The sequence below is a fragment of the Paraburkholderia bannensis genome (assembly GCF_014200455.1).
In the GTDB taxonomy this organism is placed as follows: domain Bacteria; phylum Pseudomonadota; class Gammaproteobacteria; order Burkholderiales; family Burkholderiaceae; genus Paraburkholderia; species Paraburkholderia bannensis_A.
The window spans coordinates 276695-302594 of sequence record NZ_JACHBW010000010.1; the positions used below are offsets into that span (position 1 = coordinate 276695).

Below are 25900 nucleotides of genomic sequence, written 5' to 3' on the forward strand. Positions count from 1 at the left end.
GCGTATTCGCTTTGCATCAGCTTCGCCGGCTCGCGCGCTGGAGGCCGCCCCCGGACCCCGCACCCACCACACCGCCCAGCACACCGCCCAAGACCCAGAACGATGAAGCTCACGCCACGCGAGAAAGACAAGCTCCTGATCTTCACCGCCGCGCTGCTCGCCGAAAGGCGCCGCGCCCGCGGCCTCAAGCTCAATTACCCGGAGGCCGTTGCCTTCATCAGCGCGGCGCTGATGGAAGCGGCTCGCGACGGCAAGACCGTCGCCGAGGTCATGCACTACGGCACCACCCTGCTCACGCGCGACGACGTGATGGAAGGCGTGCCCGAGATGATCCCCGACATCCAGGTCGAAGCCACCTTCCCCGACGGCACCAAGCTCGTCACCGTCCATCATCCGATCCCCTGAGGCTGCGCGCATGATTCCCGGCGAAATGCTCATCGACGATGGCGAAATCGAACTCAACGTGGGCCGCGACACCGTGACGGTAACCGTCGCGAACACGGGCGACCGTCCCGTGCAGATCGGCTCGCACTTCCACTTCTACGAAGTCAACGACGCGCTGGCGTTCGACCGCGAGGCCGCACGCGGCTTTCGCCTGAACATCGCGGCGGGCACGGCCGTGCGCTTCGAGCCTGGCCAGGAGCGCACGGTCGAGCTGGTCGCGCTTGCAGGCGAGCGCGCCGTCTATGGCTTCAGCGGCAAGGTGATGGGCCCGCTCTGAGCGGCGCGCCCGCATCACGTTTCGAATTCATCAGGAATCCGATATGACTTTGAAGATCGGCCGCCGCGCCTATGCGGAGATGTTCGGCCCCACCACCGGCGACCGCGTGCGTCTCGCCGACACTGAATTGCTCATCGAGATCGAGCGCGACTACACCGTCTATGGCGACGAAGTGAAGTTCGGCGGCGGCAAAGTGATCCGCGACGGCATGGGCCAGTCGCAGCGCCTGCACGCCGACGTGGCCGACACCGTCGTGACCAACGCCGTGATCCTCGATCACTGGGGCATCGTGAAGGCCGACATCGGCATCAAGGATGGGCGCATCTGGAAGATCGGCAAGGCCGGCAATCCGGACGTGCAACCGGGCGTGACGATTCCGATCGGCGCGTCGACCGAAGTGATCGCGGGCGAAGGCCAGATCGTCACGGCGGGCGGCATCGATACGCACATTCACTTCATCAGCCCGCAGCAGATCGACGAGGCGCTCGCCAGCGGCGTGACGACGATGCTCGGCGGCGGCACCGGTCCCGCGACCGGCACCAACGCCACCACCTGCACGCCGGGCCCATGGCATATGGAGCGCATGCTGCAGGCCGCCGACGGCTGGCCGATCAACCTCGGCTTTCTCGGCAAGGGCAATGTGAGCCTGCCCGGGCCCGCCGAAGAGCAGATCGCCGCTGGCGCAATTGGTCTGAAGCTGCACGAGGACTGGGGCTCGACGCCCGCCGCGATCGACAATTGCCTCACCGTTGCGGACGCAACCGATACGCAGGTGGCGATCCACACGGATACGCTCAACGAATCGGGCTTCCTGGAAGCCACCGTGGGCGCATTCAAGGGCCGCACGATCCACACGTATCACACCGAAGGCGCGGGCGGCGGCCACGCGCCGGACATTATCAAGGTCTGCGGCGAAGCCAACGTGCTGCCCTCCTCGACCAACCCGACGCGCCCCTACACCGTCAACACGCTCGACGAGCACCTCGACATGCTGATGGTCTGCCATCACCTCGACCCGTCGATTGCCGAAGACATCGCGTTTGCCGAATCGCGCATCCGCCGCGAAACCATCGCCGCCGAAGATATCCTGCATGACCTTGGCGCGCTTTCGATGCTTTCTTCGGATTCCCAGGCAATGGGCCGGGTGGGCGAAGTCATCATCCGTACGTGGCAGACCGCGCACAAGATGAAGGTGCAACGCGGCGCACTGCCTGAGGATCAGGTTGGCAACAACGCGCGCAACGACAACTTCCGCGCCAAACGTTACATCGCCAAGTACACGATCAACCCGGCGCTCACGCACGGCATCGCGCACGAAGTCGGCTCGATCGAGCCGGGCAAATGGGCCGATCTGGTGTTCTGGGACCCGGCGTTCTTCGGCATCAAGCCCTCGCTGATTCTCAAGGGCGGCATGATCGCGCTCGCGCAGATGGGCGACCCGAATGCCTCGATTCCCACGCCGCAACCGGTGCACTATCGCGAGATGTTCGGCACGCGCGGGCGCGCGCTTACGCAGACGTCGCTCACCTTCGTCTCGCAACTCGCGCTCGACAAAGGCATGCCCGAGCGTTACGGCCTGCAAAAGCGTATCGTCGCGGTTCGCAACTGCCGCAACGTCACCAAAGCGGACATGATCCACAACGCGTGGCAGCCGTCGATCAGCGTCGATCCCGAGACCTATCAGGTCGTCGCCGATGGACAATTGCTCACCTGCGAGCCCGCCACGGTCCTGCCGATGGCGCAGCGCTATTTCCTGTTCTGAGTTCTGCCCTCACGTTTTGAAGCACTGATATGCGTACGATCGACAAACGACTCACCGCGAAGCTCGCCAGCGTGCTGGTGAAGCGCGCCCCCACGCTCACGCTGCCGTATGACATGCGCTGCAAGAGCCGCTTTGCGGCCACGCTCGACAGCGGCGAGGAAGTGGGCGTGGTGCTGCCGCGCGGCACGATCCTGCGCGAAGGCGACATGCTCGTGGCCAACGACGGCGCTCTCGTGCGCGTGGTCGCCGCGGCGCAAAGCGTGCTGCGTGTGCGCGCGCACGATCGCCTCACGCTCACGCGCGCGGCGTATCACCTCGGCAACCGTCACACGCCGGTGGAAGTGAGCGCCGAAGAACTGAAGCTCGAAGCCGACCCGGTGCTCGAAGACATGCTCAAGCGCCTGGGTGCGCTGGTCGAGCGCGTGGAATTGCCGTTCGAGCCCGAGTCCGGCGCGTATGGACGCCACCTCGGCGGCGGTCATCGGCATGGTCACGACGAGACCTTCGCCGAGGACTACGCGCTCGCGCAGCGCGTGTTCGACGAGCACCACGGTCACGCGCATTCCCACGGCCACGCGCATGACGACGACTGCGGCCACGATCACGCCCACTGCGACGGCCACGCTCACGATCACAGCCATGAACATCGCTGAATTCACAGCGCTCCTGCATCTTGCCTCGCCCGCGCTGCCGATCGGCGCATTCAGCTATTCGCAGGGCCTCGAAGCGGCGATCGAGGCTGGCTTGATCGCTCAGGCGGACGATGCCGCGCACTGGATCGCCAACGGTCTGGACAACGTACTCGCGCCCGGCGAACTCCCTTTCATCGCACACCAGCTCGAACGCTGGCGCGCGCACGACGCACGAGCTACGCAAGCGCTGATCGAAGCCAATGCGGAATTCATCGCCAGCCGCGAATCGGCGGAACTACGGCGCGAGACCGCGCAGATGGGCTGGTCGCTGCGTCAGTTGTGCGCGCAACTTGAATGGGGCGACCCCGAACGGCGCGCCACACTCGAACGCATGACGCCGATCGCGCAGCCCACCGCTTTCGCTTTCGCGGCGTGGGCGCACGATGCGTCAACGCAGGCCACGCTCGCCGCCTATGCATTCAGCTGGGTCGAGAACCAGACAGCGGCGGCGCTCAAGGCCGTGCCGCTCGGCCAGCTCGCAGGCCAGCGCATCGTGGTGGCGCTGCGGCCGAAGATCGAAGCGGCGCTCGCGCGCGCACTCGCCACGCCGCCCGATTCGCTCAATACCTTTGCGCCGCAACTCGGCATTCTGTCCGCGCGGCACGAATCGCAGTATTCGCGCTTGTTCCGCTCCTGAATTCGCTTCTGAATTCGCTCCCGAACTCATCTGCACGCACCTGCATCGCACGACTCATGAACATCAAACGCACGAAGAACCTGCCGCCGCTGCGCGTCGGCGTTGGCGGCCCGGTCGGCTCCGGCAAGACCACGCTGCTCGAAATGCTCTGCAAGGCCATGCGCGAGCGCTATGACCTCGTGGCCATCACCAACGACATCTACACCAAGGAAGACCAGCGCCTGCTGACGGTCGCGGGCGCCCTGCCCGCCGAGCGCATCATGGGCGTGGAAACGGGCGGCTGCCCGCACACCGCGATCCGCGAAGACGCCTCGATCAACCTCGAAGCTGTCGACCAGATGCTCACGCGCTTTCCGGATGCGGACATCGTCTTTATCGAATCGGGCGGCGACAATCTCGCCGCCACCTTCAGCCCCGAGCTGTCCGACCTGACGATCTACGTGATCGACGTAGCGGGCGGCGAAAAGATTCCGCGCAAGGGCGGCCCTGGCATCACGAAGTCGGATCTGCTGGTGATCAACAAGACCGATCTCGCGCCGCTGGTAGGTGCGAATCTGGACGTGATGGCGTCGGACGCAAAGAAGATGCGCGGCGAGCGTCCCTTCGTGATGTGCAATCTCAAGGCGCTCGACGGCCTCGATCAGGTGATCGCCTTTATCGAACGCCGAGGCTTATTCGTCGACGACAGCCGCCCGCACGCATGACGCACACATGACCCTCGCATGACCCTTATTTGCCGTCCTCGCCCGGCGTGATGTCTGCCGCGCCGGGCGTGATACCATGCGCTCGCGCGGCGTAGCTGGATCAGCGTGGCTGGTCCAGCGTCTGTTGTTCATGGCTTGCCGTCAACGATTCGATCACGTCATATTCGTTCGGTATGCTTCCATTCCCCTGGCCGGAACACCCGCTTCCGGTGCGCGCTTCACTTCGAAGTTTGGCCGCCTTTCGACCTCTGTCTGCGCCCGATCCCAATCGGCCACGTGAGGACAGCCGGGAAACTCAATCAAGGAGTTTTATGCCGGCAAACGTTTGGCAGATGTACGGCGCTTCAGTTTCATCTATAGTGTGCGCCACAACGATCAAGAAAAATCCAGCTAACCCGGGTTCGCTGACGCACCGCAGTCGCATCTGCGGATCAAGGCGTTTCAGAACGACGGAATTTCAATCTCTGAACCATCGGGCAAACGGCGGACCGGGGTGATTGTGACATCTTCAGCCCAACAGCATTCAACATGGACAAAGGTCCACCTCGACGCGATTCGAGGCGCCGCGGCATTGATCGTCACGCTAGGCCACGCGCGCGGACTGTTTTTTTCCAGTCTGACCGGAAAGACCGGTTTCCATGAGCTGACCATCGGCGACGAGGCGGTCATGGTCTTTTTCGTGTTGAGCGGCTACCTCGTGGGCGGCAGTGTCCTGAGGGACATGAGAGCGGGCACGTGGAACTGGTCGTCCTACCTGACCAAACGTCTTGTGCGGTTATGGGTCGTTCTGGTCCCGGCCGTGTTTATCGGCGTCCTGATCGATTCGATCGGATTTCATTATCTGGCTGGAAGCGGCAGTATTTACTCATCTCCGCCTGGACAGATTTATGTTTTGCCTGAGAATGGGAGCCAGATACGCAGCATTCCAGTGATCGCTGGAAATATCCTGTTTCTTCAAACAATCTTCGTTCCGACGCTCGGCACTAACGTCACGTTGTGGAGCCTGGCGAACGAATTCTGGTACTACATGCTGTTCCCGATGGGCATGCTGGCGTTCCGCTATGGCACGGATACGCTTAGCCGGCTCGCGTATGGCGTCGGCATCGCCGTTATCGCCTGGCTAATCGGCGCTCACAACAGCATCTTGTTCCTGACGTGGCTGTCAGGCGCTGCAATGTCGATATTGCCGCGCCGGATTCCCGCGCGACAGGCAAACCGGGTGGCCTCGATCGCGGGCCTGCTATTTGTGATGTTCTTTCTCGGCGTCAAAAGGCTTCATCTTCCGCTGTATCTCGCGGAGCTGGCTGTCGCGGTAGCGGTTTGCGCGCTGATCTATGCCGTCAAGTGTCAGACGACGCCGTGCACATCGCAGCGCTATAGCCGGTTTGCCGACTGGTCCTCAAAGATCTCGTATTCGCTTTATCTGACGCACCTGCCCTTCCTGATTTTGGGGTGTGCGCTGCTCCATACGCCGTGGCAAATGTCGCCCATGACGCCGGTCCTGCTCGCGAAATTTTCTTTGGATTGCGTTGCGGCGATCGCGTGGGCGACGCTTATCTATCACCTGTTCGAATCGAAAACCGATGCGGTTCGCTCCGCGGTGATTTCGATCATGCGCAAGCGGCTCGGAAGCCCATCCTGAGGAAGTTGCCTCGCGGTTCCCGGTTGTGTTCTGGCGGCAAGTATTTCGCTCGCCGCCAGAATCACGCGAAGGCCCTCTGGATATTGCTTCGCCAGAGCGCCTTGTTTCGCGCATCAGGCTAGACGTTCTTCGTCACCAGGAACGGGCCGATCTGCAATCGCACCAGCCCTGAGCGGCGCAGTACCTCGATGGCGTCGGCTGGCGAATGGACGAGCGGCAGCCCATGCAGGTTCAGCGAGGTGTTGAGCAGCGCGCCCACGCCCGTCTTGCTGCGGAACAGATCGATAAGCGCCCAGTAATCCGGATTGCCTTCGCGCGTCACCACCTGCGGACGGACGGTCTTGTCGTAGGGATGCACGCCTGCAGACAGTGAGTTCGCGCCCAGTTCCGTCGTATCGAAGGACAGAATCATATAGGGCGCCGGCGTGCCCTTGGCGTTGATCAGATAGTCGCTTTCGGACTCCGCCTGAAGGGAACTGGCGAACGGCATCCAGAAATCGCGGCTCTTGATCATCTTGTTGATGGTCTGGATGATCGACGAATTGCGCGGATCGGCCAGGATAGCGCGATTGCCGAGCGAGCGCGCGCCGAATTCCTCGCGCCCGGCAAAGCGGGCCACCACTTCGCCATTGGTCAGGCATTCGACGACCGCCGCATTGATATCGGCGGGCTTTTCGACCGTGGCGAAGCCCTCGTCCTGCAACGGCTTCAGCGCCTCGGCGATGGTTGCCTCGCTCCATTCGGGACCGAGATAGAAGCCTTTGAGCGGCGCCACGCTCTTGCCGCCGCGACGCTGCGCCACCGCCTGATAGGCAGCGCCGATGGCGTTGGTTTCGTCGCCACAAGAGGGGAAGATATAGAGGCTGTCGACCTCGTCCAGCTCCAGGATCATCTTGTTGGCCTTCACATTCATGAAGACCCCGCCCGAGCAGACCAGATCGCGGATACCGGTTTGCGCGATGGCGCGACGCGCCAGCTCGCACATCATGTGCTCGACGAACAACTGCGCGCCGGCCATCATCGCATCGAAGCGCTCCTCGAAGAAGATCGCCTCCAGGGTCTTCTGCATGTGCATCACATGCGGAACCCCGGCGCGACGCCGCCACACCGGCTTGCCCGATTCATCCCATTCGAACAGCGCGCACATCTTTTCGCAGATGCGCTTTGCTGCCGCCGGCGAAGCATAGGGCGCCATGCCCATCAGCTTGTATTCGTGCTCGTCGGGCACCATGCCGGTCATGTAGGTGACGAGACCATAGACCATGCCGATGGAGTGGCTCCAATCGACGCTGTACAGGCGTTTGATCGCGCCGTCGGTGCCGACGCCGATGGTGCAGCAGAGTCCGTCGCCCGCGCCGTCGACGGTAATCACCAGCACAGGTTTGTCATAGAAGCCGCTGCCATGGTAAGCGGTAGCCGCATGGCAGGAATGATGCTCGTAGGTTTTCAGCTTCTTTTCCGGAAAACCCAATTCGACATAGGCGCGGATACGTGCTTCGCGGCGACGCTTTTGCTCGGCGGCGAAGATCGGCGAATGGCGCAGCCATTCTTTCACGCGCCCTTTCCACTGGCCCGCTTCGCGAAATGCCGCGATGGTCTGTTCGCGGTTGCGCGGTTTGAACGGGGTCAGATTGGCGAGCGCCACCTCGTCGATATCGTCCGGCGTGAGATTATGTTCGGCCAGCAATTTGGCGATGGCCTGCCTGGGCACGCCGAAATAATTTTTGGTCCGGCTCGGCCGTTCCTCCTGCAATGCGAAGAGGCTGCCATCTTCCTTATAAAGACAGGCCGCGGCATTGTGCGAATCTGATATGCCGAGAATGATCAAAGTCCCGACTCCCCGTTTAATTAGCGTTGTGGTTGATCAGCCCCACGATGGGGGATCAGTAAGACGTGTAAGTGATCGACGAAAATCGACCAGCTTTTGAATATACCAAAGATCGCAGGCGGCGCGGTGACAGCGCCGGACGCCTTGCCAGGCACGCGCTTGTGGCAAACGTTTCACTGTTGCGTCACAGTGAACGGGCAGCAAAAAAATGCGGGATCCTACGGGATTGGCGGCGGCAAAAAACGAAAAGGGTTGCTATTAGGCTTTGGCGAGATACTCAAGCGCGTGCATTATCTGTCGGATCTAATTTTGCCGATAAAAATGCAGGCACGTTACGCCCTGTCCCAGGGACTACTGACTTCGCCGGCCTGAAAATGCCGCAGCACGAATCCTCAGCAGCCCTGAATTCCATCGCGACGCCACCAATTTGAAATCAGGGCTGAACGCAAACCTCGGATCGCCTCGTCCACCGCAAACGGGTTAACGGCACCAAACTCGCGAAGAACAGGGGCAAACCGCAATTTCGCTGAAGCGAACGCACAGCGCTTGCCCGCCTGCAACGCACGAGCGCCCCTGAACTCAAATGCTGGCCACCAGTGCCTGCACGACATCCACGGTGCGCGCGGTCGCGCCACGGTGACGGGCCGCGAAAGCCGACGCCGCCGCGCCCATCGTCACGCGGCGCGGCGTGTCCTCGAACAGCTCGCGCAGGGCGCGCGCGAGATCGGCGGGGTTCTGCACCTGCAGCGCCGCGCCCGCTGCCATCGCATCGGCGCTCGCCTGGGTGAAGTTGAACACGTGCGGGCCGATCAGCACCGGGGTGCCCACGGCACAGGCCTCGATCAGATTTTGTCCGCCCAGCGGCAGCAAACTTCCGCCGATGAACGCCAGATCGGCGGCTGCGTAATATGCGCCCATTTCGCCCATCGAATCGCCCAGCAGCACATTCACGTCCTGCGCCAGCGCCGGCACACCGGCCTGCTCTTGCACCGATGCCGCCGGCACTGTGGGCACCGTCGGCATCCATTGCGAGCGCCGTTCGAGCGTGAAGCCCCTGCGCGCGACCAGCGCGGCAACTTCGTCGAAGCGCTGCGGATGGCGCGGCACGAGAATCAGCAGCGCGTCCGGTACATTCAGCGCGGCGAACGCATCCAGCACGAGTTCCTCCTCGCCTTCGCGCGTGCTGGCCGCGACCCACACGGGCCGCGTGCCGATCGCGCGACGCCAGTCGCGGCCGCGCGCGACCAGTGCGGGCGGGCTCGCCATATCGAACTTGAGATTGCCCAGCACCGCCACGTTGCGCGCACCGAGAGAAGCGAGACGCTCAGCATCGGACGGGCTCTGCGCCAGCACGCGCGTAAAGCCGCCGAACACCTCGCGCGCGCTGTCGCCGAACTTCGCCGCGCGTTTGAACGAACGCGCCGACATGCGCGCGTTGGTCAGCACCAGCGGCACGTCGGCGCGCTTGCATTCGTCGATGAGCGTAGGCCACACCTCGGTCTCCATCACGAGGCCAAGCGACGGACGCCATGCGCGCAGAAAGCGGCGCACGGCATGCGGCATGTCATACGGCAGATAGCAGCGCAGCACGCGATCGCCGAACAGTTGCTCGCCGGTCGCACGGCCACCCGGGGTCATGTGCGTGAGCAGAATGCGCGCGTCCGGGCGCGCCGCCAGCAACGCATCGACCAGCGGTTGCGCCGCGCGCGTCTCGCCCACCGACACCGCATGCACCCAGATCAGCGGCGTGTCGTCTTCGGGCAGGCGACCGGCGCTGTGTCCAAAGCGCTCGCACACATGTTCGCGATAGCCGCGCTCGCGCCGCGAACGGATCATCAGCCGCAGCACCGCGAGCGGCGCGATCAGCCACCAGAGCGCGCGATAAATGGCCCTTAGCATCGGGCCTCCGCTAACACACCGCGTACGCGTTCGCTCATCGTCGATATCAAACCAGTTCCTTGCCCTTGAGGCGTTGCAGGATGCCGAGCGGCGCCCATTCCGGATGCACCATGTCTTTCGCGGGCAGGAAGAAGGTCTGCTCCATCATGAACTGGCCGGACATCACCGCGTGCGAGGTGTGATCGGAGAAGCACACCCAGACCGAACCCGGCGGAAAATTGATGGTTTGCTGCGGGCAGCTCTTCTGATAGTCGAGATCGGCCTTCATGCCGTCGTGCAGATTGAGCATCAGATGGTCGTACTCGCTGCGCGGCGACTTGGTGATATGCAGCAGATTCTGCAACCACGCCGAGCCCGGCATCTGCGGCTTGATGTTGGGCAGAAAGCGCTTTGCCATGTCCTCGAACGGCTCGCCCACGCGCCACACGCGCGGCGCGCCGTTGGGATTGATGTTCGTGAACACGCGCAGGATGCGCTCGCCGTAGTTCGGGCGCGACGGGAACGCGTCCACGTGCAGGCGCGAATCGTCCTTGCGCCACGAGGTTTCGCGCGTTTCCACCTTGTGCAGACGCAGGCTGGTGGGCGCGACGCGCAGCTTGCCGATGTATTCGGGAAAGAGGCCGTCGACGAGCGAGCGCGCGCACGACTGGTAACGCGCGATCAGCGCGCGTACCGCCGACTGCTGCACCGTGTCGCCGAGCACGCCATGCAGCGCGCCGCCATTCGGATCGAGGCTGATGTTCTTGCGGCTGGGATCGGCAATGGCCGGATCGAGCAGCGCGCGCTCGCCACCCTCGATGGCGAATTCCAGCTTGGGAAAGTACAGCACCTTGCCCTGCTCGACGGCGTCGAGCAGTTGCTCGCGCGGCATGGGCAGCGATTGCCCTTGCCAGTCCGCGGAAGTGATTTCGATGATCTGGGATTCGTTCATGGTCGCCCCTGGAAGCGATGGATCTGGATGCCCGGTGCGGTGTTTGCGGCGGCGTGTCCGGCATGGCGTCGCGTTTGAGGTTGGCCGCACCCGAGGCTCGGGGTGCGCGCTGTCGCGCGCCGACCCTTATACCGTGCGGGCCGCGAGGCGCGCCTTGATGCGCCGCAGCCCGTCAGGCCTTTCCGACAAAGTAGCTGGAGCACGTTGCCGCACCCCACGCTGTCACGACAGGCTCACAACGTGCTCACCAACAAGCTCACAACAGGCCGAAGCCCGCGAGCGCGCTTTTGACCTGGGCAAGCGTGGGCGGCTGCCCCGCGGTGCCAAGATTGACGACATTCGGCGACCAGTAGCCGCCGGTGCGCCAGGCGGTCGCGAAATTGTACAACTCGACGGTGGGGCGCTTCAGCGCCGCCGCGATGTGGACGAGACCGGTATCGACGCCCACCGTCGCGGCCGCGCCGTCGATCAAACCGACCACCGCAGGCAGCGAGAGCTTCGGCGGCACGATGGCCGCTTCGCCGAACTCGCGCGCGAGGCGCTCGCTCGTCGCCCGCTCGGCGTCGCTGCCCCACGGCAGCACCAGCGACGCGCCGCGGCGCACCAGCGCCTGGCCCAGCTCGATCCAGTGCGCGTCGGGCCATTGCTTGTCGGCGCGGGAAGTTGCGTGCACGAACACCACATAGGGCACCGGCAGGTTCAGGCCGAGGCCCGCCAGCGCCTGCGCGGCGCGATAGGTGTCGATGCCGAAATCGATCTCGTCCTGCGCAGAGGGCAGCGGCGGCGGCAGTTCGAGCGCGCCCGCCACGAGCTGGCGCGTGCGCTCGACCACATGGGTGCGCGGCTCGATGCGGATCGAGCGGTCGTAGAAGAAGCGCACGGGCCATTCGTAGCCCGCGCCGTCCGTGCGGTTGCCCAGGCCCACCAGCGGCCCGCGCGCCCAGCTCGCCACCCAGGCGGTCTTGATGAGACCCTGGCAGTCGATCACGAGGTCGTATTTCTCGGCGGCCAGCGCCCGGCGGAACGCGCCGATTTCGCGCCAGTTTTCCGCCGACAGCAGCCGTTTGCGCCAGCGGCGCAGCGAAAACGGAATCGCGCGGCGCACGCCGTGCACCAGCTCGACGAGCGACTGGAAGCTTTCCTCGACGAGCCAGTCGATCTGCGCGTCGGGATACCGCCGCCGGATGTCGGCGATGGCGGGCATGTTGTGGACGACGTCGCCAAGCGACGACACGCGCACGATAAGGATCTTTTGCACGCTCAAGGCAAACTCGGGCTGATTCAGCGGGACGGGTTAAAAAGGTGCGCAATTTTAGCGCGCCGCGGGGAGTTGAGCGAAAAAGCGGGGGAAAAGTGCGGATATAAGCACCGGAACTGCCTTCCCTACCCTTTCGCGAAGCGAAGCGGCCACGCAAAACGGTTGCCGCAAAACGCCGCGGCGCCGGGCGGAGAAAACCGCACGGCGCCGCTGGAACTTCCAATCAGACGCCTGAGCGCCTGACAACACTTAGAACGGCAGCTTCGCGTCCGGCTTTTCGGCAAGGATCACGCGCTTGAAGTCGGCCTGGATGCGCGCGAGCGCCGCTTCGCTGTCGGCTTCGAAGCGCATCACGACCACCGGCGTGGTGTTCGACGAACGCGCCAGACCGAAACCGTCCGGGTATTCCACGCGCAGGCCGTCGATGGTGATGACTTCGTCGGCGCCCGTGAACTTCGCGTTCTGCTGGAGCTTGCCGATCAGCGCGAAGTTTTCGCCTTCTTCGAGCTTCAGTTGCAGTTCCGGCGTGGCCGTCGAGTTCGGCAGGTCGTTGAGCAGCTTGCTCGGGTCCTGCACGCGCGCGAGGATTTCGAGCAGGCGCGCGCCCGTGTAGAGACCGTCGTCGAAGCCGTACCAGCGGTCCTTGAAGAACACATGGCCGCTCATTTCGCCTGCCAGCGGGGCGCCGGTTTCGCGCAGCTTCGCCTTCACGAGCGAGTGGCCGGTCTTCCACATCAGCGGCTCGCCGCCCTTGGCCTTGACCCACTTCGCGAGGTTGCGCGTGCACTTGACGTCGTAAATGATCTGCTTGCCCGGGTTGCGCGAGAGCACTTCCTCGGCGAACAACATGAGTTGACGGTCCGGGTAAATGATCTGGCCGTCCTTGGTCACCACGCCCAGACGGTCGCCGTCGCCGTCGAAGGCGAAGCCGATTTCGGCGTCGGTTTCCTTGAGCGCGCGGATCACGTCCTGAAGGTTTTCCGGGTGCGCCGGATCCGGGTGGTGGTTCGGGAAGTTGCCGTCCACTTCCGTGAACAGCTCGACCAGCTCGCAGCCCATTGCCTTGAACAGACGCGGCGCAAGTTCTCCCGCCACGCCGTTGCCGGTATCGACCACGATCTTCAGCGGGCGTGCGAGCTTCACGTCGCCGACGATGCGCGCGATGTATTCATCGGCGATGTCGTAATCGGCATAGGTGCCTGCGCCGGTTTCGAAACGTTGATCGACGATGCGCTGATAGAGCGCCTGGATCTGCTCGCCGTAAATGGCCTTGCCGCGCAGGACCATCTTGAAGCCGTTGTAGTCGGGCGGGTTGTGGCTGCCCGTGACGACGATGCAGGAATCGACGCTGCGCTCGCCCGTGGGCAGGTTCAGCGGCACGCTCGCCGCGAAATAGCCCACCGGCGTGGGGACCATGCCGACATTGACGACGTCCACGCCCGCGGCGCGCAGGCCGTCTGCGAGCGCCTGGGAGAGATCGGGCCCCGAGAGGCGGCCGTCGCGCGCGATCACCACCGCGTCGCCGCCTTGCGCACGTACCTCGCTGCCAAACGCCTGGCCGATGGCGCGTGCCGTATCCGTGTCGAGCGTCTTGCCGATCACGCCGCGAATGTCATAGGCCTTGAAAATCGATTGAGAAATCATGATGAGGCTCACCGTGCGATGGAAAGTCGGGGGATCTATTCGTAACATGATTTGATACCGGAACGGCACCGGCAGTTACGAAAAGAGGGATCCGTTACAAACTATAATTGCGGATTTTCGGCGTCCGCCGAAGGTTACGCACCCATTTTAATGCCCCGCCGTTTCTTCCAGAAGACAAAATCCGCGCGCGCTCTGGCGGCTGCTTTGGCGCCCACCTTGGGGACGCCGGAATCCGCTTCGCATTACGCGGCGCAGACTTCAACCCTACTCGCGCGCACGCCGTGTGCCCGATCGTTCGTTCGCGCGGGCTCCCTATGCTGAGCCTCAAACGCTTCGCCAATCCCGATGTCACGCGCGCGTTCAGCAACATTGTCTGGCTGGGCCTGGAACGCATCACGCAGATCGCGGTCGCCATCGTCATCAGCGGCGTGCTGGCGCGCTACTTCGGTCCGGACGTGTTCGGCAAATGGCAGTATGCCAACACGCTGCTGCTCGTGCTCGCGCCCATCACCTGGGTCTGCGGCGCGGAAATCCTGGTACCCACCATTGTCAACAAACCGCGCGAGGAAACCGGCACGGTGCTCGGCAGTGCGTTTGCGTTGCGCATCGGGGTATCGGCGGTGGCCTTGCTGCTCACGTGGGGCGGGATCGCGATGGGCGCGACCGATCCGATGGTGGGCGCGATGCTCGCCGGCCTGGCCTTGACCATGCTATTTCGCGAGCCGTTTGTCGGCGTCATCAATGCGTGGCTGCAGAGCATGACGTACAGCAAGCCGCAATTGCTCGCGAGCATGAGCACCGCCGTCGTGAAGGCCCTGCTCGTGTTTCTGCTGGCGCGCGCGGCCTTTGCGCCGGGCAGTTTCGGCTGGCTGTGGGCGATTGAATCGGCGGCGATTGGCGCGGCGCTGGTGCTCTATTACCGCAGCCGCCACGGCGGGAAGCTGGGCTGGCAGATGGACCGCGCGCTTTTCAAGCATTTCGCGACGGCGGGCACGGTGTTCTGGCTCGGCCTGATCTGCATGTATCTGTTCCTCAAGCTCGACCGGCTGATGCTTGAACGCACGATTTCCTTCGCGGATCTTGGCCGCTATTCCGCCGCCCAGCAGCTCAACGAAAACTGGATCACGCTTGCGCTGATGCTCTCGCAAACCATCGCGCCTGCGTTCGTCTATCGCGTTCAGGAAGCCGCGCAACTCAAGCGCAATCTGGTGCGACTCTTCGCGATGACGGCGGCGTTGATGGTCGCGGGCGCGCTGGTGCTCGACGCGCTCGCGGGCTTCATCATTCATCGCGTGTTCGGGCCGGATTACGCGGGTGCGATCGGCATTTTCCGCTGGGCAGTGTGGCTCTCCCTGCCCGCGGGCATCGAGGCAATCGGCAATCTGGTCGTGCTCAAGTATCAGGCGAAGTGCGTTCTGCTCGCCAAGTGGCTGCTTGCGCTCGCGGTGGCGTTCGCCGTGAACCTGGTGGCAATCCCGCGCATGGGTGCGTATGGCGCGCTGGTGGGTCTCGCGATTGGCTACCTCGCGGCGGCCTGCGTGAACTTCTATTACATCCGCTTCAAGCTGGCTTCATGATGAATTCCCCCGCTGCTCCGAACCCGGTACGTACTGGCGCACTTGCTGATGTGGCCGTGCTGATGCCCGCCTTCAACGGCCAGGCCGATGTCGAGCGCACGCTGGCCTCGTTTGCGGAAGATGCGTTGATTTACGCGCTGATCGTGGACGACGGCAGCACGCCCGCGATCGTCGCGCCCGACGTGCCGGGCATGCAGATCGAAGTGTTGCGCATGCCGAAGAACGGCGGGATCGAACGCGCGCTCGAAGCCGGTGTGAGTGCGTTGGCTGAGCGCGGATTTCGTTACGCGGCGCGTATCGATGCGGGTGACCTTGCCGCGCCGCGTCGGCTGGTGAAACAGCGCACGCGGATGGAAGCGGAGCCTCGGCTCGCGGCACTGGGCACGTGGACGCAAGTGGTGAATCGCGCAGGTGAACCGCTTTTCATGCTGCGCCCGCCCGCCGACGCGCGCACGCTGCGCAAGACGCGGATGCTGCGCTCGCCGCTCGTGCATCCTTCGGTGATGTTGCGCATCGATGCGGTGCTCGATGTGGGCAACTATCGTTTGCAGTATCCGGCCGCCGAGGATCTCGATCTGTTCCTGCGTCTGATGGAGCGCTATGACTGCGCGAATCTGCCGGAGCTTGGGCTTTACTATGAGCTGAACGAAGGCGGAATCAGCGCGACGAAGCGGCGCAAGCAGATCATGTCCACCCTACGTTTGCAAACGCGTTATCTGAACGTGCTGAACTGGCGCGACTGGGCGGGCATCGGCAAGAATCTGCTGCATCTTGTGATGCCGTATCGCGCGCTGCAGAAGGTGAAGCGGGCGGTGTTTGCGGGTGCGAAAAGCTGAGCCGTCAATTTTTGTTGGCGGGAGGCGCGGCGGGTCCCGCCTGACCCGTCACTTCAAACCGTCCCACAGCCTGCATCCCCGCTGGCAGATACGTGATTCGTCTCGCAAGGGCACAGGACGAGATCGCCGTCCAGAACGCAGGCACGACCGTTTTCCTGCATGTCCGTTCCGCTGCCACGGATCGGATGCTCTCCCGGACATTTGCCACAAGTAGCCATTTCCTGATCAAGGGCGATACGCCGATCTCCGTCGTACATACTTGAGGCGGTGGCTACCACATGGCCACCTGTTGTCGTCGGGTCGCCGTTGCATACCAATGCTTTAGTCACTGAGGCACTCTCGCGTTAGAAGAAAACCGGCACGACACGTCCTATCCGACTGGGGTGACGCGTTGATATACGCTCACGAAAACCTTTTCAACTATCAGTTCTCACGATTCGCTGTAGCGGAAAATCAGCTTCCCCATCCGCCAGGTATCTTCAGGTTGCCTCAGCCTCTTGGAGGCTTTCGGCAAATCGACGTCGGGGGGATTTTTCCACCCAAACGTTTCGAATATTTTATTAGCCATCTGTAGTTGTCGCTTGAACTTTCGGCAAATCCTGAATGCGATGAAGATTGCAGTGGCTTCGGTTACACACCAAACGGTCGCAAAAACCTGAATAATTAAAGTCTTTCGCTCAAGCAAAGTGTCGTGTGATAACGATGTGAGTATGAGGATTGTCATTGCTAACGCACAAGCGCTCCAAAACACCACCGACCGTTTCAGGAAGAATTTTAGAAACGCTCTGCTTCCACGCTCACAATGCGGGTGAACGGAAAGCACACCGTCTTCGCACCGTTTAATCGCATATCCAATCCATCCCGACTCAGCCCGTTCCGCCACGACTTCGACCTCGTCGCCATTTTCCAGTACCGACAACCAGATCCAGGCACGGACTTCCTCCCCATTCAGGTCGAAGGTCACGAAGTCCGCTAAGGTATCGGTGAACTGCGCCGAGTTACTGAGATTGAGCGCGATATCGTTCAAACCAGCAAGCGCGGCGACAAGCACCGTACGCTCCATGTTCCGTTTGTCCGCCTCTGTGAACACGGTTTCGTAGGAAGCCCGACGCTTCGTCAGACCGGTGACGTGCCCCCTCAGAAGAACAGCCCTCTTTTCTGGCTTCGTTGCCATTTTAGTATCTCGTCGCCGCTAGCCAAGCAACGAACCGTGTCATCGACCAACCCCGTATCTTTGAGCGATCGAGATCGAACCTAAATGAGTCTCAATCTTCCCTGTAGCGGAAGATGAGTTTCCCCATTCGCCAGGTATCTTCAGGTTGCCTTAGTTTTTTAGACGACTTCGGTAGATCAATGTTCGCAGCATTTTTCCAACCAAATGTTGAAAATATTTTATTCGCCATTAGAAGCTGAGTTTTAAACCTACGCCATATTCTATATGCAATGAAAATTGCCATGATTTCGACCATCACCCATGCAGCAAAAACGCTCGTAAAAAGGCCTCCCCATATTTCCCTTTCGTCGAGTGTTCGTAGAATCATGATAACCGTCACCACTAGTGCACTTCCGCTCCAGATTAGCGTTGACAATTTCATAAGATTTTTAAAAAGAGCCTTACTTCCTCGTTCACAATGAGGATAAACCGACAGTACTCCATCACGGCAACGTCTGATCGCATAGCCCATCCACCCCGCGTCCGCCCACTCCGCAACAACTTCGACTTCGTCACCGTTTTCGAACACCGACAGCCAGATCCATGCACGCACCTCCTCGCCGTTTAAATTGAATGTCACGAGGTCTCCGACGGTGTCTGTGAACTGTGTCGAATTACTCAGATTGAGAGCGATATCGTTTAAGCCCGCAAGTGCCGCAACCAGCGCAGTACGCTCCATGTTGCGCTTATCTGCTCCCGTAAATACGGTTTCATAGGAAGCCCGTCTCTTAGTGAGACCAGTGATGATCCCACGCATGAGGACAGGGGAAGGGCTGACCTTATTTTCCATCTTTATATCCCGTAGCGGCTAATGCGGCTTCAAATGCCGTCTGCTGTTTCTCTAGCGTCCGTTCGGGATCCGGAGAATTCCCGAACGGACAACTCGAAAGCCAGTTTTCGAGATCATTTGGAGTGAACAAATTGTAGAGAATGGTGAGAATCGTTAGAATCAACGCGACTTCCCATCCCGTTGCGATTAGAAGAACTCGCCCGCTGATCATCAACCATCCCTCCGCGGAGACTTCTGCGGCTAACTCGGCCGCCGCGGTCTCCCCCACGATTGTTCGGCTTGCCTTGACCGCAGCGCTTCTGACAGAGGCGGTCAATTCCTCAGCAGTCAGCCCCGCTGCCTTGGCTTCGAGGCGAGCTTGCGCCCCGGCCATACTTACAGACAACTTTCCGAGAAACCTAACCTTTCCGGGTGACAGAGTCGTATATCGAATCAATAGTGGCGCAGACGAGCTGACTGCAGTCAGTACTGCAGACGCACCCGACACAAAGTCAACGAATGACTTGAACGTATAGAAGATAGCCTGTTTTGAATTCCCAGATTTCTGCCCGGCGATCGCCTTTCCCGTGTCAGTCCATAGCGAAATAAACGACGACATCCCCCCCAGACAGCTCGACGCCATCTTCATATTCGCGAGCGTCATGAATGCTCCCGATTTCGCAAAGCTGCCAAGCCATTTGCTCTGCACATTCATTGCGGCGCCCATCAGCGAAAACGTCCCGCTCACGATGGAAAGCTTGTCATCCGCCGTCTTATTCGGCTTTGTCCAGAGAAAGTAATAGTTCATCAGCTCAATGATGAACAAGGCCCCGGATAGCTTGAGCGATGCGTTCGCCTTGTCACGCGTAGCGTTAGGCGTCAGCTTCGCGTCACCGTAGAGCCTGCGCACCAATGCGCCGCGCTCATCGTTCGCGATTGCCTGGTAGGCTTTCGCCCGGATTTCCACGTCTTTCGCGCCTGGATATTGAGTTCTGAATTCCCCCATCCTGACCTTCAACACGCCATCCATCTGGCCTTCCCATGCTGCCAGCTTGACGGTAATTCGCTTGGCATCTTCGAACGCGAGGCCACCGCGTATCATCAGCGCACCTTTGATCAGCATGCCACCCAGCGATTTCGAAATTGGCCCGAGAACATTCACGAACCCGCGCCCCGCCCAGACCGTCAACCGATCGATCTGCAGGAATTTGATTGGCCGCTCTGTTGCCGATCCCGGTACTTCATGTTTGAGCACCTCGTCCATCTTGTCGTAAAACTTCACGAATGATTTCAGGTAACCGAGATCGATCGCGAGTTTTGCCTCATTGGCGACATACCACGCCTCCGCGCGTCCCAGTATAGTTTCGTCCTTTGCGGCCTGCACCCGGTCGAGGAACGTCTTCAGGTCCGTCCGAAGGTCTGTCTGGTTGTAAGCAAACGCGCGCCAGAAATAACTACGCTCATCGGTGGGATCCATGTTGCCGACAAGCTCTTCGACAATGCGCAATCCCGGTGCGGTCGCCGGCAAACCCGCAAAGGCCTCGTCAATCACGCCATGGAACGCTAGACCGTCGTTTCCGTCGGTCGGGTCGTAGTCATTCAGCGCGTGCCGGAATGTATCGGCCTTGAGCCAGGCATCACGATCGGGTACGCGCTGCTTCTGGAGGTCTTCGCACCGCTTCGTGACATCATCGAACCAGGTACTGAAAGCGTTTGGCCATTTGCCACCCTTGATGCTGGCCGTATATTTGCGCCATGCCTTGTCGCCCGCGGCCTGCTTTTCCTCTGGTGTAAGCTGGCCGGCGTCCTCAACCATTGCCTGCGCGCCGGGCGTAATCAGCCCCATCCCGCTGTCGCCGCTAAGCAGTCCGCTCATGAGTGACTTGCGCCAGTTGCTCTCGCTTTGCGCCGCGCCGCTGCGCACTGACCTCTCGACAGAATCGATTGACTGTACAGCGTCGACGCGAAGGGGTTGAGTGCCCGAAAATCGCAATAACATGCTCGCAGGATCGTTGTGAAATCCGGCAAGTTCATGCGCGATGCCGACTCCATCCCACAACGCCAGCATCATCGGTTTATACGGCTTCCCGCTGGCGTTTTCTCCAATCCGGTCCATCAGCTTGACCAGATCCGCGCTTGCCGACTGCGGCGACGCCTGCCGGATATGCAGGGGATAGCGCGTGCCTTCCTGTTGCCAGATTGAATCGTCGGTCGCGCGGCCTTCCGCGTCGGTCTTGATTGCCGTTGCAGGCGGCGAAAGCAATGCAGGTTTAAGGCTCGGCTGATACTCCACGACCTTGTCGATGTCCGGCGCGGTCGCAACAATTGCGTGCCCACACTCGCCCTTCTTCATGCCAAACACGCCATTGCCCGACGTGATCCACGCGGACGGCATGATGAGTTGCATGCGGTCTGCGCGCAGCGTCGCATCGTTCGCGTATTTCTGAAAAACGCTCTTTTTCCACGGGTACTCGGAAAAGGCGATAAAAACTCGCGTCGCCAACTCAGGCTTTTCGATGGAGATGATGTCCATCGGCACAGCACCGCCAACCTGCGCGCACGCCGGATCTGTAAGCGGCTCCGACGGCAGGGGGATGGTTTGTTTCCAGAGCCGCCCGTCTTCGGTGACCTTGTAGGCTTCCCAATAGTTCTTGCCCCGCGCACCTTTCTCGTAGAAGAGATACAACCATCCCTCGCGCAGCGTTCTGAGGCTATAGTGATGCGCGCTGAGCGTAATATCCATGACGCCCGGACCCTGAATGCCGGATGGCATCGCATTGGACATAGTCTGAGGCACGACGGCATAGCGTAGAGGCAAGATCGCCAGGCCGGATTTGATGCAGTTTATGCAGGTCTTGCTGCAGCTAAGGGGAGTGTTTGCCATGTTCGGTCTCTATAAGTAACTCAGGCGCGGCCGTTCGCACTATCTGAAACGCGCAGTCGCCCATGCCAGTTACCCTGCCGGATTTCCTCAATTTCTTCGGGGGTGAGTTCGGCAATCTGGCCAGCGTACAGGTCACCCTCGGTCATCGATCCCAGTATCTGCAACACCTTGGGATGAAGGTCGAATTCGGGATGCCAGTTGAGAGCGTGGCAGACGAACACCACCTCGTCCTCCTCGTCGATCAAGCCGTAGCGCCGCGCCCGTACGGCCGCCGCAGCAGCCGCTTCGACTTCGCGCGGCAGAGGTTGGCGGTTACGGTCATACGCGTACAGTGCAAGCGCGCGATTGACGATGCCGTGGCCGTGAATCGCCGGCCACTGCTCAGGCTCGAGTGCGAAGTCCTCTCTTCGTCCCTGCGTATTGACGCGCGTCACCGGGCGCGCACCGGCATCGAGGGTATGCCATGCCTGAATGGGTCCCAATAGCGCGTGTTGCTGCTGAGGTGACAACATAGGCCACAACAGCGCCTGTGCCCGCGAATCGTAAAAGCGCAGGAGGCACAGATGATCGCGATCATCGCGCTGGAGAAGTAGACGCGAGCAGTGCGCAGCAATCTCACCCGGCGAGGCTGCACTGGCGAGCCAACCGCCAATGCGCTGCCCCCGCCCTTCGGCCATCGACTGAGGACGACGGTCACTGAACGCCAGTCGAACGCTTTCCTCCAGCGCAACCACACCGGCGTCGGTCTGGAGATCCAGTTCGAGAAGTCTTGGGCAATGCGTCGGTGAGATCGCGTCATGATCAACGACGATTGCGGTAACCGGCAGATCGGCAAATGACTGGTTGCCGGCTGCATCGACCGCCGCAGGATCTCTCTGGCTGGGGTCGATCACAAGCAGGCAATGCATGTCCGGATGCTGCGCGAACCACGCTTTTAAGGCACCGACCTGAGCGTGAATACGCTCGGCCTCGGCCATCAGGTCATCTGCCTCGACGTTGTCGCGCATCGATGTTCGAGACGTTTCCATTGCTTTACTCCAGCACGACGCTCGAGGCACTGTTGGCGGACGCCGATGCAGTCTGCCAGGAACACCCCTTCGGAACACTCGTAATCTGTGCAGGCAAACGCATGGACGACGCGCCCTGCTTGCTCCAGGACGCGCCTTTCTCCAGAATCTGGCCACTCGTGCCGTTCTCGATCAGGTCGGGCGTAATCTTGATGTACGAGCCTCCCGCGCCGATCCAGATTTCCTTGTCCGCCGAAATCACTACCTTGCCATCTACGCTGGTGATCGTGAGGTCCTGCTCCGAAGTCAGCGCCATCGCATCGCTTTTAGCCTGAATCTCGACCTTACCCTTCGCCGCGAACAGTTTCATGCCCGCGTTCTGCGCAAAAAGGCTGATCTTTTCCATCACGCTTGCAATCAGCGATTTACCGGCGGCCACGTGTGTGGATTTGCCACTCACGATGTTGACCTGCTGGTTGGCCGTGAGCTGCGCCGAATCCTGTGTCGACACGCCTACGCCCGCAGGGCTCGCGATCAGCATGATCGGAGTAGAAAAGCCGTTCGCGTTGCCTGTTCCTCCGCCTGCTGTGCTGCCGCTACTGCCGCCGACGCTGCCGCCGACGCTGTACTGCGTCGCATCAGTGAACCTCTTCAGTGCGTCCTGCCCCTCCTGCAAGCTCTCGGCCTGATTCGACGAACTGGCGTCGGATGCAAGCTCGACAACGCTCTCGGCGCTCGCCAATTGCTCACTTGCAGCCGTCACGTTCAGCGGCTGCGCGATGGTCGCCGGATGAGTCGAGACAAACAGGCCCTGACCGGCCCGAATGGCGCCGTACGACTCCGACTTCAGGTCAAAACCGCTGCCAAGAAATGTGCCCCGCGTGTTGTCCGTGTGCTGGATCAGGTAACCCAGATGCAAGTGGGACTGATAGCTGCTGGAGTACAACTGGACGCGATTCTGTTGCGTCGAGTCGTCCATCACGAGCTGGTTGTAACCCGTGCCGCCGTATTCGCGCGAGCGATATCCCGACAGCAGACCGTTCGAATGCCATACCGGCTGCGTCGCGCCGCCGTACAGCCGCGAAATGATTACCGGCCGGTCGCAATCCCCCTCCATGAAGCCCACCAGCACTTCATCGCCCTTGCGCAGCGGCTGCACACCGCCACGATTGGTACCCGCGTCAGGGAACGCGGTGCGCACCCAGCACGATGCTCGCTCGTCCTGACCATTGCGGCGATTCCAGGGAAACCATACCTTCGCCCGGTTCAGTGAGTCGGTGTAGACCTCCTCGCCTCTCGGCACCGAGACAATTGCATTCTGCAGTTGCATCACCGGCTTTTTGTGCTCGAACGGGCTACGAAATGGTACATTGCGCGGCAACGCTTCGACCGTCACGAGGAAAAGGCCTTCACTGCCATCAGCATGGCGCACCGTGGCACCCGCCTTTGCGTCTTCGATGTCCTTCGACAGCCCATCCGGGAAATCCTGCACGCCCGCCATTCCCGGCAGGTTATTGCGGATCAGCCAGTTCACCTCGATCAGCACGAACTCCCGGTCTGCCTGACTGCCTTCGTCGTGAACTGGATGGCCGCGTAACTCAAAGCGCCGGCCCGGCATGGCGCAGCGCAAGGCCCCCGCGCCGTGAAAGCGCTTCATTCTCGACATCCGCTCTTCGAGTCGGATATTCCCGCGCTTATCGCCGTCGCTTTGGTTCGACCACATGTACGCGCCGGGATAGTCGTAGACTTCACCGTCAGTCGGCAACGCATTCTGGGGAACGGTATCGCCCTGCACCTCCCGAGGTAAATCAGGACGCTTGTAATCGAACGAGCGCGACGTCAGCTGCGCACTTTCGATTTGCAACTGCTCCTTCCACTGCGTGAAACCATCCAGCTCGTCACCGATGCCCATACGCCCAAACTGAACAACAGGTTGTTTAAGCTCGGGCAAAGCGTAGGAGTCGTCCATCACAACCACGGTGTGCGAACGACCGTCATCCGCGTACTCAAGGTACGGGAATATGCCAACCTCCTCCATACTGCGATGGACGAAATTCAGGTCATACTCCCACTGCACGCGATTTGAATACGCTGGCAGCTGACCCTTCAGATCAAAACGAAACGCGCCCTTCGCCTGCGGATGTTCGTTGAAGACGTCCACCAGAATCTGCTGCCCGGCTTGCTCCTGCCAGTCACGCATATCGCGTCGCAAGCGCAGGAAATACAACCAGGAGGAAAAGCGGATTTGAAAAAACGTGAGCGGACCGTCAGCCCCAAGACGACTGAACCTGTGCACATAGCCGTGGATCGGCATGTAAGAGCCGTCCAGTTGCTGGATCCACAATGTGACCGTTCTGCCGATTAGCGCCTTCAGTTCAATCTGGTCGCCACGCGGCGAAACCGCATCGATGACATACTCACAATCGCGTCCAAGTCGTGATGTGCCCTTGACATAGAGCGGTAGTAACCAATCGGTACCGAGTGGCGAATCAAGTCTAACCAGACGGTTATATTGGGAGTCACGCTGATTCAGCGAATTGTAGAGCGTGGTGGGATCCATGCAGCTTCACCTCTATTGGCATTCGGCGGGGTTTCTGCCAACCATCGATTATAAATGCCTTTTCGGTCAATAAGCTGAAGAAAAATGACTCACCGCCCCTGCGTAAAATCAGGCGATTTTACCGAATTGGCCTAATTTAAATAGCGCACGGGAAAATAATTCCGCACTCCAGATACATCAAACCAATTTTTATGCAAAATGCGTTAATGGATCGCGCAGGAGCAGCACTTCAACTCCGCACCGCTCAAATCGATCGCGGCTGTTTTCAGCGTACCCAGCTCATCAATGCGTCATCAAAATGATGCCCCACGGTAATCGACCGATGCTTAAGGAAGATGCAGTTGCCTGGAGTCTAGCCTTTTACACTCGCCACGCCTTCGCGCGAAGCCGTAATGCGAGAGAAATCGGCAGAGGCAATTTTTGAGGATAACTTTGCGCGGATGAAGAAAAACCTTGACGCCCTCCCCGGAATCGCGATTTAATCAGATGAAAGGCCGCTCACTTTACGAGCATCGACGATTCACCCCATCTTTGGGGTAGGGGCGCTTTGCGCCAAGATTTATATGAGACGTTGATCTAGCCTTACTGGGTTAGACCATGGTCTGCCTCCAATCGGGTTCGGCGTCGCTTTAAAGCGGTTTATGGCCCACGTCTTAGCGGCTTATGGCTGCGTCACTTCGCGATCTCTCATTCTTCACTGCCTAACGTTGGCAACGGTTTTTTGCCGCTGACAACGCCGTTGCATTTCCCGTTAAGCCTTCCTCGACGATGTCGCGACGTGCGCTACACAGAGAGGTAGTCTTAGCAGGTTACCGACCGGATAACGTCCCGGCAAAACTATGCCGAAGGCCAGCGCACGCGCGAGGGCCCGGCTGCTTCTCGTGCGCATCTCATTGCTGTTGAACAAGAACGGCCAGACTTGCCTTCCCGCCGGAGACCCTTGTCTAAGCCAGAAGTTGCTTGCGAGCACTGTCACCGGCGTCAACATGCGTCGTTAGCTCGCCTACGCGGGCGCGCTAGTTTCAGGTTGACTTCGCCTTCTAGAACGATTGCCTCCTCAATCGTTGCGGTCTGCTCTGCGCCCGCTGGCGCCCCGTGATTCCCCCGTCATGAGACGTGATCTCGGTGAGACGCTCTCCTCCGACGATCCGCCCACATCGAGTTCGCTTATCCCGAACCGTCATCGCCCATGTGCTGCATGCACACTAATGCGGTTGAACATCAGATGCGACGCTAAGCGACGCACGATATTCAACGCGCCTCCGGGCTCTCACTTCCACACACGCAGACCCTTCCACCGGCATCAACCGGGGACCCTCAGCTAAACCGCCCTCTG

The 25900-nt window shown here is 60.9% G+C and carries 21 protein-coding genes; 10 read left to right on the forward strand and 11 right to left on the reverse strand.

Annotated elements, in window-relative coordinates:
• The first annotated feature begins 102 nt into the window (after positions 1–102).
• The 7 genes from ureA to F4827_RS18685 all read left to right on the forward strand — a co-directional run bounded on the left by ureA (position 103) and on the right by F4827_RS18685 (position 6158).
• The gene (gene ureA / locus F4827_RS18655; protein WP_017773123.1) at positions 103–405 is read left to right on the forward strand and encodes an urease subunit gamma; all 303 of its coding nucleotides are present in this window, start codon (positions 103–105) and stop codon (positions 403–405) included.
• A 10-nt stretch (positions 406–415) separates the two neighbouring features.
• Entirely contained in the window at positions 416–721 is a 306-nt protein-coding gene (locus F4827_RS18660) for an urease subunit beta (protein WP_183725761.1), read from the forward strand.
• A 43-nt stretch (positions 722–764) separates the two neighbouring features.
• Positions 765–2483, forward strand: a complete 1719-nt coding sequence (gene ureC / locus F4827_RS18665) for an urease subunit alpha (RefSeq protein ID WP_183725764.1) — start codon at positions 765–767, stop codon at positions 2481–2483.
• 29 nt (positions 2484–2512) lie between these two features.
• Positions 2513–3136, forward strand: coding sequence for an urease accessory protein UreE (ureE, locus tag F4827_RS18670; RefSeq protein WP_183725766.1), 624 nt, complete (start codon positions 2513–2515; stop codon positions 3134–3136).
• Positions 3123–3812, forward strand: a complete 690-nt coding sequence (locus tag F4827_RS18675; RefSeq protein ID WP_183725839.1) for an urease accessory protein UreF — start codon at positions 3123–3125, stop codon at positions 3810–3812. The genes ureE and F4827_RS18675 overlap by 14 nt, the downstream gene beginning before the upstream one ends.
• A 56-nt stretch (positions 3813–3868) precedes the next feature.
• Positions 3869–4516: an urease accessory protein UreG gene (gene ureG, locus F4827_RS18680; RefSeq protein ID WP_183725768.1), complete on the forward strand. Its 648-nt coding sequence runs from the start codon at positions 3869–3871 to the stop codon at positions 4514–4516.
• 493 nt (positions 4517–5009) lie between these two features.
• Positions 5010–6158, forward strand: a complete 1149-nt coding sequence (locus F4827_RS18685) for an acyltransferase (RefSeq protein ID WP_221303725.1) — start codon at positions 5010–5012, stop codon at positions 6156–6158.
• A 118-nt stretch (positions 6159–6276) separates the two neighbouring features.
• On the opposite strand, the gene F4827_RS18690 is transcribed toward F4827_RS18685, so the two are convergent.
• Positions 6277–7986, reverse strand: coding sequence for a carbamoyltransferase C-terminal domain-containing protein (locus F4827_RS18690; RefSeq protein ID WP_183725772.1), 1710 nt, complete (start codon positions 7984–7986; stop codon positions 6277–6279).
• 96 nt (positions 7987–8082) lie between these two features.
• Between F4827_RS18690 and F4827_RS18695 the strand changes: the two genes are divergently transcribed.
• Positions 8083–8358 carry a hypothetical protein gene (locus F4827_RS18695; protein ID WP_183725774.1) on the forward strand — a complete coding sequence of 92 codons (276 nt, stop codon included), beginning with the start codon at positions 8083–8085 and terminating at the stop codon, positions 8356–8358.
• Positions 8359–8565: 207 nt separating this feature from the next.
• On the opposite strand, the gene waaA is transcribed toward F4827_RS18695, so the two are convergent.
• From waaA to F4827_RS18715, 4 genes are all read right to left on the reverse strand, one after another.
• Positions 8566–9885 (reverse strand): lipid IV(A) 3-deoxy-D-manno-octulosonic acid transferase, encoded by a 1320-nt coding sequence (gene waaA, locus F4827_RS18700; RefSeq protein ID WP_183725776.1) that lies wholly within the window; start codon positions 9883–9885, stop codon positions 8566–8568.
• 46 nt (positions 9886–9931) lie between these two features.
• Positions 9932–10816 (reverse strand): Kdo hydroxylase family protein, encoded by an 885-nt coding sequence (locus F4827_RS18705; protein ID WP_183725778.1) that lies wholly within the window; start codon positions 10814–10816, stop codon positions 9932–9934.
• A 256-nt stretch (positions 10817–11072) separates the two neighbouring features.
• Positions 11073–12080 (reverse strand): lipopolysaccharide heptosyltransferase I, encoded by a 1008-nt coding sequence (gene waaC, locus F4827_RS18710; RefSeq protein ID WP_183725780.1) that lies wholly within the window; start codon positions 12078–12080, stop codon positions 11073–11075.
• Between the two features lie 243 nt (positions 12081–12323).
• Positions 12324–13718 (reverse strand): phosphomannomutase/phosphoglucomutase, encoded by a 1395-nt coding sequence (locus F4827_RS18715; RefSeq protein ID WP_183725782.1) that lies wholly within the window; start codon positions 13716–13718, stop codon positions 12324–12326.
• A gap of 314 nt (positions 13719–14032) precedes the next feature.
• On the opposite strand from F4827_RS18715, the gene F4827_RS18720 reads away from it, so the two are divergent.
• Together F4827_RS18720 and F4827_RS18725 are read left to right on the forward strand one after the other, a co-directional pair.
• Entirely contained in the window at positions 14033–15295 is a 1263-nt protein-coding gene (locus F4827_RS18720; protein ID WP_183725784.1) for an oligosaccharide flippase family protein, read from the forward strand.
• Positions 15295–16131 (forward strand): glycosyltransferase, encoded by an 837-nt coding sequence (locus F4827_RS18725; RefSeq protein ID WP_183725841.1) that lies wholly within the window; start codon positions 15295–15297, stop codon positions 16129–16131. Before F4827_RS18720 ends, F4827_RS18725 begins: the two co-directional genes overlap by 1 nt.
• 53 nt (positions 16132–16184) lie before the next feature.
• Here the strand turns inward: F4827_RS18725 and F4827_RS18730 are convergent, their stop codons facing one another.
• From F4827_RS18730 to F4827_RS18755, 6 genes are all read right to left on the reverse strand, one after another.
• Positions 16185–16460, reverse strand: coding sequence for a PAAR domain-containing protein (locus tag F4827_RS18730; RefSeq protein ID WP_183725786.1), 276 nt, complete (start codon positions 16458–16460; stop codon positions 16185–16187).
• A gap of 101 nt (positions 16461–16561) precedes the next feature.
• Positions 16562–17305, reverse strand: a complete 744-nt coding sequence (locus tag F4827_RS18735; RefSeq protein WP_183725788.1) for a putative type VI secretion system effector — start codon at positions 17303–17305, stop codon at positions 16562–16564.
• 91 nt (positions 17306–17396) lie between these two features.
• A complete protein-coding gene (locus F4827_RS18740; RefSeq protein WP_183725790.1) occupies positions 17397–18134 on the reverse strand; it encodes a putative type VI secretion system effector in 738 nt (245 codons plus the stop codon).
• Positions 18124–20997: a T6SS effector BTH_I2691 family protein gene (locus tag F4827_RS18745; RefSeq protein ID WP_183725792.1), complete on the reverse strand. Its 2874-nt coding sequence runs from the start codon at positions 20995–20997 to the stop codon at positions 18124–18126. Before F4827_RS18745 ends, F4827_RS18740 begins: the two co-directional genes overlap by 11 nt.
• Before the next feature lie 20 nt (positions 20998–21017).
• Positions 21018–22025 (reverse strand): DUF4123 domain-containing protein, encoded by a 1008-nt coding sequence (locus F4827_RS18750; RefSeq protein ID WP_260175284.1) that lies wholly within the window; start codon positions 22023–22025, stop codon positions 21018–21020.
• A gap of 4 nt (positions 22026–22029) precedes the next feature.
• A complete protein-coding gene (locus F4827_RS18755) occupies positions 22030–24564 on the reverse strand; it encodes a type VI secretion system Vgr family protein (protein ID WP_183725794.1) in 2535 nt (844 codons plus the stop codon).
• Positions 24565–25900 lie beyond the last annotated feature (1336 nt).